Raw genomic sequence first — 16,135 nt, 5'->3', positions numbered from 1 at the left:
CTCCCATCGCATGATCGCTTGGAACCACCATTTACTCTTTATTCAAACAGGGTCAAACTTTAAGTCTTTGAAGCTAGTTAGTGGGAATGACAAACTAACCTTGGTTCCTTGCTGCCACACACTTGCTATGGAGATGACTCCTCCATTGTCTTCAACAAGCCGTTTGGCAATGGCCAAGCCTAAGCCTGTCCCTCCCTGTTCCCGGCTTCTAGCCTTATCAACCCGATAGAATCGATCGAAAACATGAGGTAAGTCTTCAGGAGGAATACCGATCCCCTGATCGTGAACTTCCACTATCAACGCATCAGTCTGCCTTCTGCCGCTAATGGCGATGGTTGTACCTTCCTTTGAATATTTCACTGCATTATCTAACAAAATAAGCAGTACTTGTTCCAAATGATGAGGTATCATCCTAATCATGGTGTCTTCTCCTATTGAAGAAAGGTCGACCTGAAACTGCATCTTGGGATGGAGAACAGTAAATCGTCTGACCGTCCTCTCAAGCAGGCGTTCTGGCTTCAGTAATGTGATTTCTTCAGCTAATAGCTCATTTTCAGAACGGGAAAGCGCCAGAAGTTCTTGTACAATGCCTTCCAACCGGTTCAATTCTTGAAGTGAAGCAGTTAACGATTTATCCAGTATCTGTGGATCGCTTTTCCCCCAGCGGTCCAATAGAGAAAGATGACCCTTAATGATGGAAATCGGAGTACGCAACTCATGCGAAGCATCCTCAACAAACTGTTTCTGCTGCTTGAACGACGTTTCCAACTCACTCATAAGATCGTTAAATAATGCTGCAAGCCGACTAAGTTCGTCCTTGTCTCCGTGCTGTTCGACCCGTTCGTGAAGCCCCTTTTGTTTCACATTGCGAATTGCATCAGCCAGAGACTGCACCGGTTTAAGAAACTGCTTCACCAGAAGATAGCCTCCCAGAGCACTTAACAGGACGGACCCGCAACCAGCTAGAATCATCACCCAAAAAATCATTGCTGTAAATTGATCAAACGTCTCCAAATTGTTAACGATTTCAATCGTTCCCCGAAAGTCACCGGAGATTAGCGGACTCCGCATAACCAACAGATGGTCTTCATAATGCCATAGACTCAGCAGCATTTCTCGATCAACAGTCTGAGGGGTTACATACGATTCGGGCATTTGATCTGTTATGGTTATTATTGGTATTCCGTGCTCGTCAAGAATACGGATCAATTGATTATGTTCGTTCAGTTTCTCTAGAAAATTTGCGCTGCTCTTGATTTTGGTGTCGTTTAAGGGGATTTTTTCTTGAAAATAATCCACCAGTTGAGTCATTGTTTTTTGAATCGAAGCTTTCTCCTGCTTGACCATCCATTGATTGACTGCTGCATATTGCGCAAAATTATAGGCTGTGAACAAAACGATAAGCATAAAGGAGGACCATAACACCATTTTCCACTTGATGGTCAATCCAGCAACCCATTGTCGGACCACTCTCTTCATCTCATTACATACCCGATTCCTCTAACTGTCTCGATAAAGCGCTCCTTGCCTTTAGGATCCAGTTTATTTCTCAAGTAACGAACATACACATCTACAACATTCGTCTCCACCTCGGAATCAAATCCCCACACCCGATCGAGCAGCAAGTCTCGAGACATCACGATGTTTGGATTTTGCACGAAAATAACGAGTAGATCGAATTCCCGCTTGGTCAGCTCAATCGGTTCTTCTCCTCTCATCACTTTTCTTGCATCCAGATCGATCACGATATCGCCGCAGGAAATAAGCTGATGGGATCCAGGCTCGTCCGCCATATCGACTCTTCTGAACAACGAGCGCATGCGGGCTAATAATTCCTCAATTGCAAAAGGCTTCGGAATGTAATCGTCAGCACCACTGTCCAATCCAGATACGCGGTCAACAACACTGTCTCTAGCTGTAAGCATGATAATAGGCGTTTTTTTGGCTTCACGGACTCGGCGGCACACATCTAGACCGTTCAGACCTGGCAGCATGATATCAAGCAGGATCATATCCCATTCTTGTTCAAGCGCCAGCTCTACGCCTTTCCGACCGTCATTAGCGACAGTAACGGAGAAAGATTCATGCAGAAGCTCGAGTTCAATAAACATCGCCAGGTTTTTTTCGTCTTCAATAAGCAGCACTTTTTTCATCTTCTAGTTCTTCCTTTGTTTCATCATATATCGGTGCGATCGTTTAGCTTTCATTTCACTTGTTATAAGCTCTTTTATTCCCAACTGGCCTCATCTTGAACCCCGGAGTTCTTAAAAAGAGCACAACGGCACCAATAACCAGCAATAACAAGGCTGTCGGAAGATGATGATGAGCTAAATTCAGCGAGCTATGATACTCTGAACTGGCAGATGAGATTGAGCAGTGATGAAACCTGCGATCAACAGCAAGATTTCAATCGGAGTTGGCAGTCCTATAATGCCTAAAGCGGTGGACAACAGAACATGCTGCATAGCCATAGTGCTGAATCTGAACCAGCAGGAAATCGTTCATTTTGTGCCTCCCTCCTCCGTGGGTTTAGTATAATTCAGTAAAATGAGAATTTAATGAGAAAATTTTTTGCAAAACGCGGCAGGAGATGCTAAATCCCCAAAATATAAAAAAACACCGCCTTTTGGTGGCGGTGTGATTGTTTAAATATAGAGTTTATATAGTCAACCTGTTAGTGGTTTAAGCATAGGCCATTCCGCCGCAGCTGTTAATTAATTTTTTTATTAGTCAAATCATCGACATTCTTTTTTCCTTCATCCACTATATCGCTATAAACCTTATTTCCACTTTTAGATACTTCGTCATATAAATGCTTCCCGGTATCGCGAGCATATTTCCATGCGAAATTCTGGCGTTCAGTAATCTTTTTAAAGAGCTCGCTACGTGGGAAAGCATTTAAGTTTTTAGTTTCTAAATACTTAAGGGCTGCTAGCAGATTAGAATGTTCTTTGTTCACTAAACCTTGCATCGCTTCTTGTGTTTTATTGATTGTTCCCTGTTTCTGTTCTTTTTGTATATTGGCCTCTCCTGCTCCTTTTTCTTTCCATATCGTCCACTCGCCTCGTAATTTATCATACGTTTTATTCAGATATTTTTTTAGCGCTTCGTCATTATCAACGGAAGTAAATTCTCCACCACCAGATGTAGCAACCTGCCGAAGCAGTTTTTGTCCTTCATTATCCACATCAAAACCAATAATATTCACAACTGTCTTAACTTTTGATTGATTAAGTTCTTTTGCAATCTGTACTGGATTACCTTCACATGTTTCAATTCCATCACTTACCACATATACAATCGAATCGGTTGTCTCAGGATTAATATCTTGTTTTACAGATTTCAGAGCATTCGCAATAGGTGTCCATCCTGCTGCGTTTACACCTTGAAGTGCCTCTTTTATTTGATTTGTCTGCTCGCCTTGACCATGAAAGATTTCTTCTGTACTGTTACATGATAATTGTTTATCTTTCTGATCTCCTGTTCCTTTATGTCCATATACCCGTAATGATACCTCTGCATTTTGGGGTAATTTGTCTGCAAAGCTCTGAATAGCTTCTTTTGCAGAATCCATTTTTGATTTGCCACTGATCTCTGCTTTCATGCTGCCACTGGCATCAAGTAAGATTGAAATGTGTAACTTCTTACTTGTCGGTAATGTAATCTTATCATCAGGTCGTTGATTATCCACTTTAACTTCGGTTTCAAAATTAATGAAAGTGGTCACATAAGTGCGATAGTCTTCAGCCAATAGGAGGAGGAGTTCTTCCTTATATTGATCAGCTGTCAAATTACTTGGTAATTGATCCAGTGCCTCCTGAACATTCTGTTCATTATAATTTGAACCAGCAAACCGTCCCGGAGGTTTCATTAATATTTGTTCATCTGTTAAGGAAGTCTGAGTTTCAATTTGCTTTGATTCCACTGGGCTCTGAATTTCCGGGTTGGGTTCACTTTGAACTGAATCTGTCGGGGTCTGAATTTCTAGGGTTGCTTTGCTTTGACTTGAATCTGATGTGTCCTGTTTTTTTGAGGCATTCTTTACTGGTTCATCACCACAACCAACAAGGAATATGATAAACATTACAATTAGTAAGATAGACCTTCGAATCATCAATTCACCTCCGATGTGACAAGTGCTGCAGATAAAATGAGTGACTAATCTTTTTCTTTTCTTTCTCATATCATCACCTCTCTTTAACTCCATTGGTTTTGGATCCACCATACACTTTAACGCTTCACTCTAACAAAGTGATAGAGTTTGGTTCAGTGGATGTCCACGGAGAGTAGGCAGTCCGCATTCCGGTTCGAATGGACCAGATCGAAGTCACACGGTCGCTTTCTTTGAAAGCCGGGATGGAATATTAGTATTATAGACATTCTTATAAAATGTGGCAAAAGGCGTTGGTCTCAATTCTCGATGGATTATATCGATAAAAATCAAGCAAAACCTGATTTAAGAAAAAGGCTTGAACAAAGATATACCTCTACAACCTTGTTGAAGCCTTGTGTTCTGGCATACGGTCGATAATGGGTGTTCGCATAAAGTCCGCCCCATAAAGTTGACATATAATTAATTATGTAAACTTATTCTTTTGCAGATCCCTTCATCACTTATTATTAAATGAAAAAAAATCCACAGGTATCATCCTGCGGATTAAGCGAAAGTGCGTATTTCACAAAATATTATATTTATTCTACCCTTTATTTCATTTCAATTTGGACTGCTTTATTAATCTCCTCGTCAAGCTCTCTCAACACCGTGTTCACATCCCCTGAGTCTTTCAGGAAAACATCAAACTTTTTCGTAGTAAGAGGTTCGGCGATTTCCCTATATAAGTAGATTGGGTATTTCACAGGTTTGCTTTTTACAATACCGGTCACATTTTTATTTTTCAGGGAAGGATCGTTCTGACCGAACGCTTTCTGTATGGCCTCGTTCTTAAGTGGAGAAACGCTGCCTGCTTTGGAGACGTTCATCTGGACTTCATCGGAGGTTAACACCTCGATAACCTGAAGCACTTGGTCCATGTGTTTGGTTGTCGGAACCGCTCCTACCATATAAACGGTTGAATTTCCGTATACATTCGGCACATCCTTGTAGAATGGATGCTGCACGACATCCCAGTTGAGTCCCTCTTGCTCCGCCTCTTTAAGCCGTGAGAACAAGTTGGTTTCATTCAGCATAGCAATCGTGCGGTCCTTGATGAATCCATTTACTCTGTTCTTATTCGGATCTTTGGATGGTTCGTTGCCCGGGATCGAATAAATTTGCTTCCCCAATTCGAACACGCGTTTCCAGCCTTCACTTGACGTTATCGCTTTCTCCGTTTTATGGTCCAAATATTCCAGTCCAAGAGGTTGAGCCATTCTCACGATGCTCCCCAAATCCCAACCGCGATACTGAACACCGTTATCGATCCTTGTCAGCTTCTTGGCAAGCTCCAAGGCATCCTCCATGGTCATTCCATCCTTAGGATAAGGGACGCCGAATTTATCGAAAATTTCCTTGTTATAATACAGTGCATGAAATCCCGCTTCTATCGGCAAGCCATATAATTCGCCTTTTTCGGTTGCGGCATATTGAATATCGTCCAGATAGTTTTGTGCGAATCGGCTCAAGTCCACTTTATTTTGTTGAAAAAGTGCTTTCATGTCCATGTTAAGCCCACGCTCTTTTAACCCCGGCATGTTACCGTTAAAAGAGATATAGAGGTCTGGAAGCTCACCAGCCGCAATCAACGTATCGTATGTCTTAAATGAGTTGGCAGTCACAAGTTCGAGCGTAATATGGGGGTATTTCTTGGCGACCGGCTCGATATAGAGCCGCTTAAATTCTTCGGTTATGGGCAAATGAACGGCAAACTTAAGCGTAACAGGCGTAGTATCCACGACTTTTGCCGGGGGGGCTTGTGTTTGTTCGCTCGCTATCTTTTGCGCTGCTTCATCCTCCCCGCAGCCTGCTGCAATAATCATCAAGGATAGTGCTATAAACGTTTTCCAAGTTTTCAACGTTAACCCTTCCCTTCTCTTGATCATTATTCTTACTGAATCTTGATAATTTGGTCCACGCGCAAGAAATGTAATCGCTTTCTAATATTTCGTCCATTAATTAGCTTCCTTTTCGTGCTGCATAAAAAATTTATTGAACATGCAGTGTTAGTTCAAGTACAATATACTTTATTTCGATAAAGGAGCCGATGCATCTATGGATGCTCCAGCATTGTGGGAACAGTCGCTAATTATGTTTTCACATACATATTTCGAACGCAAAGAGAAGTTTGAAATGAACGCGGATTCCTATCCCATTTGGATGCTGTTTATAGTTGAATCGGGCAAATTCCGGTTTCGGATAGGAGCGGAAAGCGGTGAAATAGGCGCTGGGGAGCTTATTTACTGTCCGCCGGGGTACATGTTTCATCGTGAAATGGTGTCGCCATTGGAACTTCATCTTATCGGCTTCGAGTTTACCGGCAAACAACAGACGGAGCTCGCGCCATTGCTGCCATCTGTCAAATCGCACCCGACGGACCGCAAACGGCTGGCTTCAAACTTCGCCTATTTACGCAAGCTACATCTCGCGGTCGATCCGCGAAGAGCCCTGCGTAAACAAATGATTCTAAATGATATATGGCAGCTCACTTGCGAGGTTTGGGAGGGTGAGCATCAGCAAGATGAGCTGGCACGACTAGCGGATTCGGAGGATACGCTTATGAACCGGGCAGCAGAATGGCTATACCAGCATGCTCATATCCCATTCGGGATGAGCGAGCTTTCCAGTTTGCTTGGACTTAGCCACGTCCAGTTTACACGTCGCTTCCGTAAATCGTTCCGCATGACCCCATCGGATTTCGTTAAATCATTACGAATCCGTAAAGCAGCTGGATTGCTGCTCGATACGGATTTGACGCTGAATCAAATCGCCACCAGCTGCGGTTATGAGAACGGCTTCTATTTAAGCCGCGTGTTTGCTCAAAACATGGGCATGAGCCCAACGAAATATCGCGAACAGAATCGGGTATAGGTTCTCTTCATATTGCCGTGCAGCGAGCGATTATACCTGACTAAAAAGAGCCGGCCGTCTTGGCAATAGGTGGTCGGCTCTTTTACTCTTTTTCCAACATTATTTCTCAGGGAGGTGTTTGATGCAATCATATAGCAAAAACTCCCACTGCTTACCGTTATGCTCAATAGTCGTTACGGAAGTATTGCTCATGTCGTTTCCGGTAGACTCGTCCTTCATCAGCTCCTTTAAGGTTTGACCCAGAAAATAACCATGAGTAACGACAAGAACCTTCTTGCCTACAAACTGCGAAGCGATATCCTCAATGAAGCTCATGCCACGGGACCTCATCGACTCATTGGTTTCTTGGCCCATATCGAGTAATCTCCAATTGGCCCCCCACCTCTCGATCCGCTCTGATTCAATCGTATCAGCAATCTTGCCTCTATCCATTTCCCTCAGACGTTCATCGAAGAAGTCGACAGGTTTACCTATCTCGTCGGAAATGATTTCGGCGGTTTCACGCGCTCGCTTTAAATCGCTGGAAATAAATACATCCCACTGCTCATCAGAGAGTCTCTTCGCAACTAGTGCTGCTTGTACTCTCCCTGTCTCATTCAGCGGATTTTGAGTGTGTCCCTGAGCTCTCTGCTCTATATTATGATCGGTAATGCCATGTCTAACGAAAGTAATCGTGGTCATCAAATTCTTCTCCCTTAGTCATTTATAGTGCAACCCACTGCCGTATCATTCGTTTCCGACAGCGACAGTGGCTGTAATGATGGAAGACACCGAGATGGTCTCCCCTTTTTTTGGATAATAGGCTTTAATCCCTCTCGTGTTTTGCGAGTCCGGATAACGGGTGTGAAGCGTAATAACCGCTTTGGGCGCAATCTGTTCGATCATGTCGGATATCGCCTCGGGATGGGCGTGCCCCCCATTGGACAAGGAATATCCGGTGATACCGAACTTCTTCAAATATTTAGCTACATCGACATGATCAAGCTTAACGCTGTAATCCGATTGAATGAAATGTGACCGTTCCTGTAAATCGCCGAGTGTTTCCAATTCAATCATATGGGCAAGGTCGGGAAATTTGAAGAAGTACACATACTCGTTCTTACTTTCAGCCATTTCTTCCAGAGAGATCGTTTCATAAGGAACCGCCATGCCATCCGTCACCGTGGCGTCGACGATTCGGATCACCGCGTTATGGGAGGGATGGCCTTCGAGAATACGCAGGCCTTCGCGATTCGCAGTATACCAAATGACAGCATGAGAAGCCTCCATGGCGACCTTGCGTCCTTTCTCTGCAGCAATAGCAATCATATTTGCCATCCTCTCCAGGTCCCGCGGTGACATCTGCAAGTACACGAGCCCGTCCGCATTGTCTACAATTTCCGAGAAGCGGGACAATAATTCATCTTCGGTCATCTGGTAGGAAGGTACGACAGACGGATCGGATGCAAGACGTGTTCCTTCGGTAATCAACAAATCAATCTGCTTGTCGCGGCACAACTCGATGAACCGGTCAATCCGTTCGGGATGCTTGCCTTGACGGCGCCAATCTCCCGTATAAGCGATTTTGTGGGTGCCGTCATCAATAATAATCCCCGCCGCTCCTGTCGCATTATGATCCATCTCGACAATTTGCATCGTAAATTCACCGAAATCGATGACGCTCAAATCGTCGCATGCTTTTATCCGAGCTTTGGTATCCAAACTATGGCCGCCTGCAACCATGCCCCGGAACAAGGAATGAGCGTCAAAGTTCATGTATACTGGGATATCTGGGTGAACATAAGGAAGTACCGCCATATGATCCGTGTGCATATGTCCGATAAACAGAGCAATCCTCTCATATTGGGGCAATTCGATGTCTCCCCAAGCACTCCGTACCTTTGCCGCATCCAGTCCTTTAATGTGCTCGGGATCGTACAGCTCAAGCATCGGCGCGGTCATTCCACCGAGCAAAAATTGACGAAGCTCGCGGCCAGGTGTCGCACCTACCGGTTCATATAACGTCAGCTGTTTAGGAAAGAGAAGACTGCTGTGCTCGACTCCGAAATCGAATAATACAGCCTGCTTCCCTTTGCCGTAAAGTACCTGCACCCCCCCAGACTTGCCTACGCCGCCCCAAAAACTCAATTGACCTTCCTGCAAAATGACCGCCTCCCCAATTTATAATAGTTTCTAATTACGCCTTCACAACATTATCATCTTCTAATGAAAGTATGGCTCCATACTCTCGTAATTTTTGCCTTATAGACTGGACATCTACATCTTCGGGAGCCCTATTTTGCTGTACAGCTAAAGCAGCACCAATACCCACACCTTCACCAACAGCCATACAAGTAGGCATAACTCGAGAAGAACCAAATACTACGGGATCCACACTTATACAACGTCCGCTTAACATTAGTCGTTTAACATCTTTAGAAATGGTTGCTCCGTACGTTATACCATAAGGACCCGTAAGTGATCTAATAAGGGTTGAATCTCCTGAACCACTATGAATATCAATAATATAGGATCCTAATGCGATAGTGTCTTCAGGAATAACTCCATTTACTGCTGCTTCCTCGCGTATCATTTGCTTGCCTAAAATTCGGCGTGTTTCACGAATACCCAAGAATGGCGCTATAGAGGATAAATAAATATGTTCAAAACCGGGTATATTTTCTTTTAACATATTAATTAGAGGTATAATTTGTAAGTTTGATTCGATTTCGCCTCTACTTAACTCTTCAATTTTTGTACCATCAAAGTTCAGTATGCGAATACAATTTAAAGCAATATACCCTTCTCTAGGCAAGTTGATATAAATAATGGTGTCTCGATCAATAGGGCACTTTCCTTCTTTTCTAAGCTTAGTAATCGTATTTTTTAATCCAACAAAAACATGATTTTCACTTGCACGCAAAAAATCAGCTGTATAGCCAGGACGAATTTTCATGGATGTTCCGTGTTTTAATTCTTCAGGATGCTCTTCTAAGAAATCCATAAATCTCTCTAAATTAAAGCCTCCTACAGTAAACATTAACGTAGGCGGTTGAGTTTCTCCATTCGCATATTGCCCCTTTTCATACTCGGCTCCCGCCATAAATGCAACATCACCATCCCCTGTCGCATCAACAAACACATCGGCGAATATTTCTATTTCCTTCCCTTTCCCTTTTAAAATAACTGATTTTAGTTCACCGTTTTCAACATTAGTTCCAATAATCTCACAATGCAATAAAGGACGTACTCCATATTGCTTAATTTTTTCAAAGATTACGATTTTCATTAAATTAGGGTCAATCACTGTAGTTGAATTATGTAACGGGCATTCTCTATGTCCGAATGAACCACCCAATTCAATCAAACGATCCACAATCTCTTGAGGTAAACCTCTTGTTACCTGACGACCTTGGGCATCCAAAAATGCTAGTAGAGGTAAGCCTATAGTCATATTTCCGCCTAAAAAGCCTTGGCGATCCACTAAAATGGTCTCAGCTCCCTCACGCGCTGCTGAAATTGCTGCACCAACTCCCCCGGCACCACCACCAAGAACAAGCACTTGCGTTTTCATTACTTGTCTTTCTGAACGCGTTTCCATATCGTACCCTCTTCCTTCTTTTTATGAACTGTAAGCTGGGCAAATAAGGATGTATACGAGACTGTTTAAAACCTGAAGCGGCCAGCCCACGATATTTTTTCTCAGATCTATTTCATTATACAAAGGAGGGGGAAGCCTGCACATGCAGTATTATTTCATATGGGATGCATTTTGTTTCATTTTTCTATGTGCTGGTGTTAGAGGGCAAGTTAGATAAACATAAAAAAACATCACCATCAATGGCGATGTTTTATATATATCAATCCTATCGTCAACCTGTTCACAAGTGTTTAACGTAAACACTTACACGCCGTTGTAATCCAACGAACGCCAAGTTACTTCTTTTCCAAAACCGCAAAGTAGTTGTTCTCATCGTCGGCAAAGTTGAACACCCGACCCGAAGGCATGTCCACCAATTCCCCGACTGTAATGTCTTTTTCCTTAAAAGTCTTGTACAGCCCGTCAAGATTGTCGGTGTAAAACATGATTGAAGGCGTACCTAAGTTAAGCTCCGGCTGCATCTGGGCAATGAGTTGCTTGTTGTGAAGAACAAAGGTTGTTTGAGCACCTTGCACCGGGGCAATTTCGATCCATCGCATCCCTTGGCCGTTGTCCTCTTCCGAAACGACACTAAACCCGACTTTTTCCGTCCAAAACCGTGATGCTTGGTCTTGATCGTTCACGTACAGCATAATTTGACCGATTTGATTGATCATGTTTTACACTCCCTAAAGTTCAGATAACAGCTATTGAACTCGCATGCGATAAGCAATATCCAACATAACGCTGCTATCTTATTTTAATCAATTATCATACCCAAAGACAAGTAAGGCCAGTGGGACAAATCCAATTCAACCTTCAAAGCCACTTCATTGGGCCTTTCTGGTTTTCGAGATTTTACTGTGTCCTAGAAATACAATTAAACACAACACCAATAGCACCAACGGCATAGTGGCGACGCCAAAACCTTGACCAGCTTTGAGATGCGTAAATACAGCTCCTCCCATAACAATAATCAACACACCGCTAAATACAGAGATTAGCTTATTCCTCCAAAACCCTAGCAGTAATCCCACTGCAGATACAACTTCTATCCCCCCCACAACATACATGAAACCAGTGCCATAGCCGTAAATTCCATTAAATGCTTCTGCCTGAGCTGGATCCCCGCTTAATTTCATAAAGCCGGTTAATAAGAACATAACTCCAACCAACCCTTGCAATATCCTAACTACCCATCTCATTTCTAAAATTCCTCCTTGTATACGCCTTATTTATAGAGTTATAATAATGCCAAGGATAGAATATCGGAAGTAGGCACTTAAATTAAACATAGTATACAAAAAGAAACCTAGCCATTTGCTTATATTATTTCAATAGGAGGACTTCGAATGCCTGATGATTGTAGAGTTGAAACTGCATTAGAGATCCTGGTGGGTAAATGGAAACCTGTTATTCTGTTTCAGCTGTTTTCAAACGGTACGATGAGATTTAGCGAACTTCAAAAAGCGATGCCGGATATAACCAAAAAAATGCTTACCTCACAATTAAGGGAATTAGAATATCATGATATCGTTCATAGAGAGATCTATCTCCAAGTCCCTCCAAAAGTTGAATATTCCATTACTGAATACGGTAAAAGGATGACCCCTGTATTGCAGGCGATGAATGATTGGGGAATGGCTCATGTGGAGCATTTGAACGAGTTATATGGGAAAGAACGATCCGTGGAATCGTTCGAAGTAAATGATGAGCTCGCAGAGAAGTAATCATATGTACGGCCTCGTTGAAGGCAAAATACCCTTCACGTTAAATCAATGAAGTTAAGCACCCTAGCAGGGTGCTTATTATATTTCTCGCTGCTGATAATATTGTGGTTTTTTGTGTGATTATTATTTATGTTATTAATATTTAATGTTATTAATTGAATATAGCCTTATGTGCCAGGCTCTTGAAAATAAATTATAAGTGAATGAATAATAATTTTAGATAAAAACTGAAGCACTGACATACTGATGTCAGTAATGGTTGCCTATAATAGCAATAAAACCAATAATAATTTTCCTAGGAGGCATTGAGTATGAGCACAAAAATAACATTACGAGGATTTGCGACCATCAGTTATTGGGCAGATGATATGGACGCGGCAAAGGCATGGTACTCGGAGCTGCTGGGCATTACGCCTTACTTCGAACGCTCGGGAATTGATGGTAAACTAGACTATGCCGAGTTTCGCCTTGGAGACTACCAGCACGAACTGGGTCTAATCGATCGCCGTTTCGCTCCTGCACGTTCAACGGCTGGCCCCGGTCATTGATCCATTCGGTAACGTGCTGGGTATTATGTACAATCCGCACTATCTGGAGATATTGAGTTCCAGGAAGGATGACCAGAGTAATGGTAATAGATAGAATAGTGCAGCCCCACACTCGTCAAGAATGGCGAGAGTGGCTACGAGACAATCACAGTACTGGAGATTATTGTTGGTTAATATCAACTAAAAATCATTCAGTAAGTTACTTAGACCTCGTTGAAGAAGCTCTGTGTTTTGGCTGGATTGATAGCACACGAAAAAAAATGGATGACACTCAAACCGCGCAGCGATTCTCACCCAGGAAAAGAAACAGTAACTGGTCTGAGCTCAATAAAGAACGAGTTCGACGATTAGATAAATTAGGCTTAATGACAGAATCAGGAAAGAAAGTATTGCCAGATATGGGCGCTGATTCGTTTATCATTCATGAAGCAATCTTGATGGAATTGCGTCAGGATGAAGCTCTTTATCACAATTTTCAAGCTTTGCCAGAACTATATGTTAGAATCAAGATCGACAATATCCAGTCAGTACAGAACGATGCCATTTTGTATCGTAAACGATTGACAAAATTTATTGAACATACCCGTATAAATAAAATATATGGGCAATGGAATGATGATGGTCGACTTTTAGTGTATTAAGTATTATTACCCCCTGTTCCCTCCCCCAAAAAAAAGAAACCGAAACTTTCGTTCTGGCTTCTTTTTAAAAAACTTTACCGGCTCCAATGAATTAAGGCTACATCATGAATCATTCCATTTTTCCGTGGAGTCGGAAATTTTTCATATTGATGAGTTATATTCATTTCATGCAATATGCCCGATAACACATCGGCACGTTCCTTCTCTATCGACCTATCGTTCTCTGTAACACGAAGCGGTCCTGCAAAAGGCCTCCCGATAGATTGAATTAGAAATACATGACGCCTTGCTGTTTCATGCATCTTCATCAAGCTTGATTTCATGTCCTTTATTCGGTAAAACGCATTTGCTCCAAACACAATGTCAGCCTCCACCTTGGGGGACTCTTCCCATTTGGTTAGAATCGCTGTAGGTAGCGAGGTCCTTACATTTATCCAGTTAGCGCAAAGCTCTTTGTACATGGCGGCTGAGGGTTCAATGAGGGCAATCTCTCCAACATGCGGAGCAAGCAACTGAGTAAAGCCACCTGTTCCAGGTCCAATTTCAAGTAAATGGTCATTCGGATTCAGATGCTCATAAATCCTATTCATGATCGGCTCCGTATATTGAGCTAAAGGATTTCGATCATCATAAGCAGCAGCGTTTTCCACCCAATACTTTTCTTCTTCGGTGTCACTCCCCACTCGAAGGTCTTCTGCTGCAGCCTGTTCCCAAGCCTGAATCCAAAACTCAGTGGGAGACTTTAAGGCAGAGTTATATTCGTGTTTCATTTCCTTTTCTCCTTTATGTTAAGATGCTTATTTAGCCGATGTATAGGCCATAAATGCCCTCGTTAATTGCTGAGTATAAGGGTGCTCCGGCTGTTCCATAATGGTTCGACTATCTCGAAGCTCCACGATTCTCCCCTGGTGCATAACAGCCATCCGACTGCAAGTGTGGCGTACAAGATCCAAATCATGAGAAATAAACAAGTAAGCCATTTGATATTGCTTTTGAATGTTTTGCAATACCTCAACAACTTGTGCCTGAACAGAAACATCCAGCATTGAAGTAGGCTCATCGAGAACAAGGAGCCTAGGCTCTAAAGTTAAGGCGCTGGCAATAACTACACGCTGAACCTGCCCTCCGCTGATCTGATGAGGAAACCTGTATAGAAGATCACGTTGAAGCCCCACCAGCTCCAGTAGTTCCAAGACCTTAGCAATACCTTCTTCTCTGCGCATCAATCGGTGCAAAGTAATCGGTTCTAACAGACTGTTGATAATCGTTTGGCGCGGATTTAACGCTGAGTCTGGATGCTGAAATAAGATCTGCATCTGCTTGCGGAGAGGTCTCATTTGCTTCATGCTGTAGTTGGATATGTCAACACCGTTAAAAACAATCGTTCCCCCTGGATCCGCTGGAATAAGCTTAAGCATTAATCTAGACAGCGTCGATTTTCCGCAGCCACTCTCACCTACTAACCCTAAGGTCTCCCCTTGCGCAATATCGAATGTAATGTTTTGTACAGCCGGGAAGCTTCGCTTATTTAGCCAGCCGTTGTAAAAGGTTTTGTTCAGGTTGGCGACTTGGATCATATAGAAAACACCTCGCTTTACTTCCCTCAGCTGCTTCAGAACCGGCTGTGCTGCCTTGATTCGTTGTAATGGAACAGGAATATAGTTCAGGTATGTTCAAGCTGCATTCGGCCTGTCTATGCTTGCATCTAGAATAAAACGAGCATCCTGTACTTTGTTCTATTAGGCTGTTGGCTGCACCTGGGATAGGTACCATTCCCCGACCTGGAATGGAATCAAGCAGTCCTTGGGTATAGGGATGCTTAGGGTTCTGGAACAGTTCATCGGCATTGCCTTGCTCTACGATCTGGCCCGCATACATCACACCTATCGTGTCACATAAGGATTCTGCTACATGCAGATCGTGAGTAATAACGAGCATCCCTGCTCCTGTTTGGTGAGCAACGTTGCGCATCATTTCCACTGTCTGATACCGAATCATGGCGTCCAAACCCTTGGTCGGCTCGTCCGCTATGATTAGGGATGGATTTCCACACATTCCAATAGCCGCTAAAACCCGCTGCTTCATTCCTCCACTAAGCTGAAAAGGGTAACTTCTCATCTTCTGCTGAGGTTCAGGCATATTCAAGCTAGTTAGAAGCTGCACCGCCTGCTCTCTAAGCTGTTTTCGAGTCTTGTCGTTTCGGTGTCTGGCTATGGCTTCTATAAGCTGATAGCCGATAGTAAGTACGGGATTCAAGGAAGTTGCCGGATTTTGCGGGATGAGAGCGATCTCTCCGCCTCTCCATTTGCGTAAGCTTTTTTGATCCAGCTGTAATAGATCCTCTCCTCTAAACAGGATAGAACCCGTTACCTGAGCGGTATTAGGCAGAAGACCAGGAATGGTTAGGCCAAGAACAGATTTGCCGCTGCCGGTTTCACCGATCAAACCGAATATTTTCCCCTGATGCAAGTCAAGGGAAACTCCGTTCACCGCATGAACAATCCCTTCTTTGGTATGAAAGGAAGCTTTCACATTTTGGATTTGAAGAAGCGGGTCCATAGCTTATCCACTCC

Annotated in this window: 15 protein-coding genes and 1 pseudogene; 4 read left to right on the top strand and 12 right to left on the bottom strand. The window is 43.1% G+C overall.

Going from position 1 to position 16,135, the window contains the following annotated elements; genetic code table 11:
- Positions 1–42: 42 nt before the first annotated feature.
- From BP97_RS0125260 to BP97_RS0125240, 4 genes are all read right to left on the bottom strand, one after another.
- Positions 43–1,470 (bottom strand): sensor histidine kinase, encoded by a 1,428-nt coding sequence (locus tag BP97_RS0125260; protein ID WP_442952388.1) that lies wholly within the window; start codon positions 1,468–1,470, stop codon positions 43–45.
- A gap of 5 nt (positions 1,471–1,475) precedes the next feature.
- Positions 1,476–2,153: a response regulator transcription factor gene (locus BP97_RS0125255; RefSeq protein WP_028551622.1), complete on the bottom strand. Its 678-nt coding sequence runs from the start codon at positions 2,151–2,153 to the stop codon at positions 1,476–1,478.
- Between the two features lie 557 nt (positions 2,154–2,710).
- Complete coding sequence (locus BP97_RS0125245; RefSeq protein WP_231506407.1) at positions 2,711–4,183, bottom strand: vWA domain-containing protein; 1,473 nt, start codon at positions 4,181–4,183, stop codon at positions 2,711–2,713.
- A 521-nt stretch (positions 4,184–4,704) separates the two neighbouring features.
- Positions 4,705–6,012, bottom strand: a complete 1,308-nt coding sequence (locus tag BP97_RS0125240; protein WP_028551620.1) for an ABC transporter substrate-binding protein — start codon at positions 6,010–6,012, stop codon at positions 4,705–4,707.
- Positions 6,013–6,208: 196 nt separating this feature from the next.
- Here BP97_RS0125240 and BP97_RS0125235 point away from each other — a divergent pair, with 196 nt between their 5' ends.
- On the top strand, positions 6,209–7,024 hold the full coding sequence (locus BP97_RS0125235; protein WP_028551619.1) for a helix-turn-helix domain-containing protein: 816 nt from the start codon (positions 6,209–6,211) through the stop codon (positions 7,022–7,024).
- Between the two features lie 99 nt (positions 7,025–7,123).
- Here BP97_RS0125235 and BP97_RS0125230 read toward each other — a convergent pair whose 3' ends face one another.
- From BP97_RS0125230 to BP97_RS37370, 5 genes are all read right to left on the bottom strand, one after another.
- Positions 7,124–7,705 (bottom strand): histidine phosphatase family protein, encoded by a 582-nt coding sequence (locus BP97_RS0125230; protein ID WP_028551618.1) that lies wholly within the window; start codon positions 7,703–7,705, stop codon positions 7,124–7,126.
- A gap of 45 nt (positions 7,706–7,750) precedes the next feature.
- Positions 7,751–9,166, bottom strand: coding sequence for an MBL fold metallo-hydrolase (locus tag BP97_RS0125225; protein WP_028551617.1), 1,416 nt, complete (start codon positions 9,164–9,166; stop codon positions 7,751–7,753).
- A gap of 34 nt (positions 9,167–9,200) precedes the next feature.
- A complete protein-coding gene (locus BP97_RS0125220) occupies positions 9,201–10,604 on the bottom strand; it encodes an FAD-dependent oxidoreductase (protein ID WP_051620955.1) in 1,404 nt (467 codons plus the stop codon).
- Between the two features lie 335 nt (positions 10,605–10,939).
- The gene (locus BP97_RS0125215) at positions 10,940–11,320 is read right to left on the bottom strand and encodes a VOC family protein (RefSeq protein WP_028551615.1); all 381 of its coding nucleotides are present in this window, start codon (positions 11,318–11,320) and stop codon (positions 10,940–10,942) included.
- A 153-nt stretch (positions 11,321–11,473) separates the two neighbouring features.
- Positions 11,474–11,848: a DoxX family protein gene (locus tag BP97_RS37370; RefSeq protein ID WP_051620954.1), complete on the bottom strand. Its 375-nt coding sequence runs from the start codon at positions 11,846–11,848 to the stop codon at positions 11,474–11,476.
- Positions 11,849–11,995: 147 nt separating this feature from the next.
- Here BP97_RS37370 and BP97_RS0125205 point away from each other — a divergent pair, with 147 nt between their 5' ends.
- The 3 genes and pseudogenes from BP97_RS0125205 to BP97_RS0125195 all read left to right on the top strand — a co-directional run bounded on the left by BP97_RS0125205 (position 11,996) and on the right by BP97_RS0125195 (position 13,562).
- The gene (locus tag BP97_RS0125205; protein WP_028551614.1) at positions 11,996–12,373 is read left to right on the top strand and encodes a winged helix-turn-helix transcriptional regulator; all 378 of its coding nucleotides are present in this window, start codon (positions 11,996–11,998) and stop codon (positions 12,371–12,373) included.
- A gap of 311 nt (positions 12,374–12,684) precedes the next feature.
- Positions 12,685–13,015: pseudogene (locus BP97_RS37365) on the top strand (VOC family protein).
- A complete protein-coding gene (locus tag BP97_RS0125195; protein ID WP_028551613.1) occupies positions 13,002–13,562 on the top strand; it encodes a YdeI/OmpD-associated family protein in 561 nt (186 codons plus the stop codon). Before BP97_RS37365 ends, BP97_RS0125195 begins: the two are co-directional and overlap by 14 nt.
- Positions 13,563–13,636: 74 nt before the next feature.
- Here BP97_RS0125195 and BP97_RS0125190 read toward each other — a convergent pair whose 3' ends face one another.
- Genes BP97_RS0125190 through BP97_RS37360 form a run of 3 tightly spaced genes read right to left on the bottom strand, consistent with a single transcriptional unit; the run spans position 13,637 to position 16,121 of the window.
- A complete protein-coding gene (locus BP97_RS0125190) occupies positions 13,637–14,332 on the bottom strand; it encodes a class I SAM-dependent methyltransferase (RefSeq protein WP_028551612.1) in 696 nt (231 codons plus the stop codon).
- 27 nt (positions 14,333–14,359) lie between these two features.
- Complete coding sequence (locus tag BP97_RS0125185; RefSeq protein ID WP_028551611.1) at positions 14,360–15,139, bottom strand: ABC transporter ATP-binding protein; 780 nt, start codon at positions 15,137–15,139, stop codon at positions 14,360–14,362.
- On the bottom strand, positions 15,087–16,121 hold the full coding sequence (locus BP97_RS37360; protein WP_036746509.1) for an ABC transporter ATP-binding protein: 1,035 nt from the start codon (positions 16,119–16,121) through the stop codon (positions 15,087–15,089). The genes BP97_RS0125185 and BP97_RS37360 overlap by 53 nt, the downstream gene beginning before the upstream one ends.
- Between the last annotated feature and the right edge of the window lie 14 nt (positions 16,122–16,135).

Origin of the sequence: Paenibacillus sp. UNC451MF (genome assembly GCF_000686845.1) — a bacterium.
In the GTDB taxonomy this organism is placed as follows: domain Bacteria; phylum Bacillota; class Bacilli; order Paenibacillales; family NBRC-103111; genus Paenibacillus_S.
Note: the sequence above shows the minus strand (reverse complement) of the source record. Positions and strands in the feature narration are given on the sequence as shown.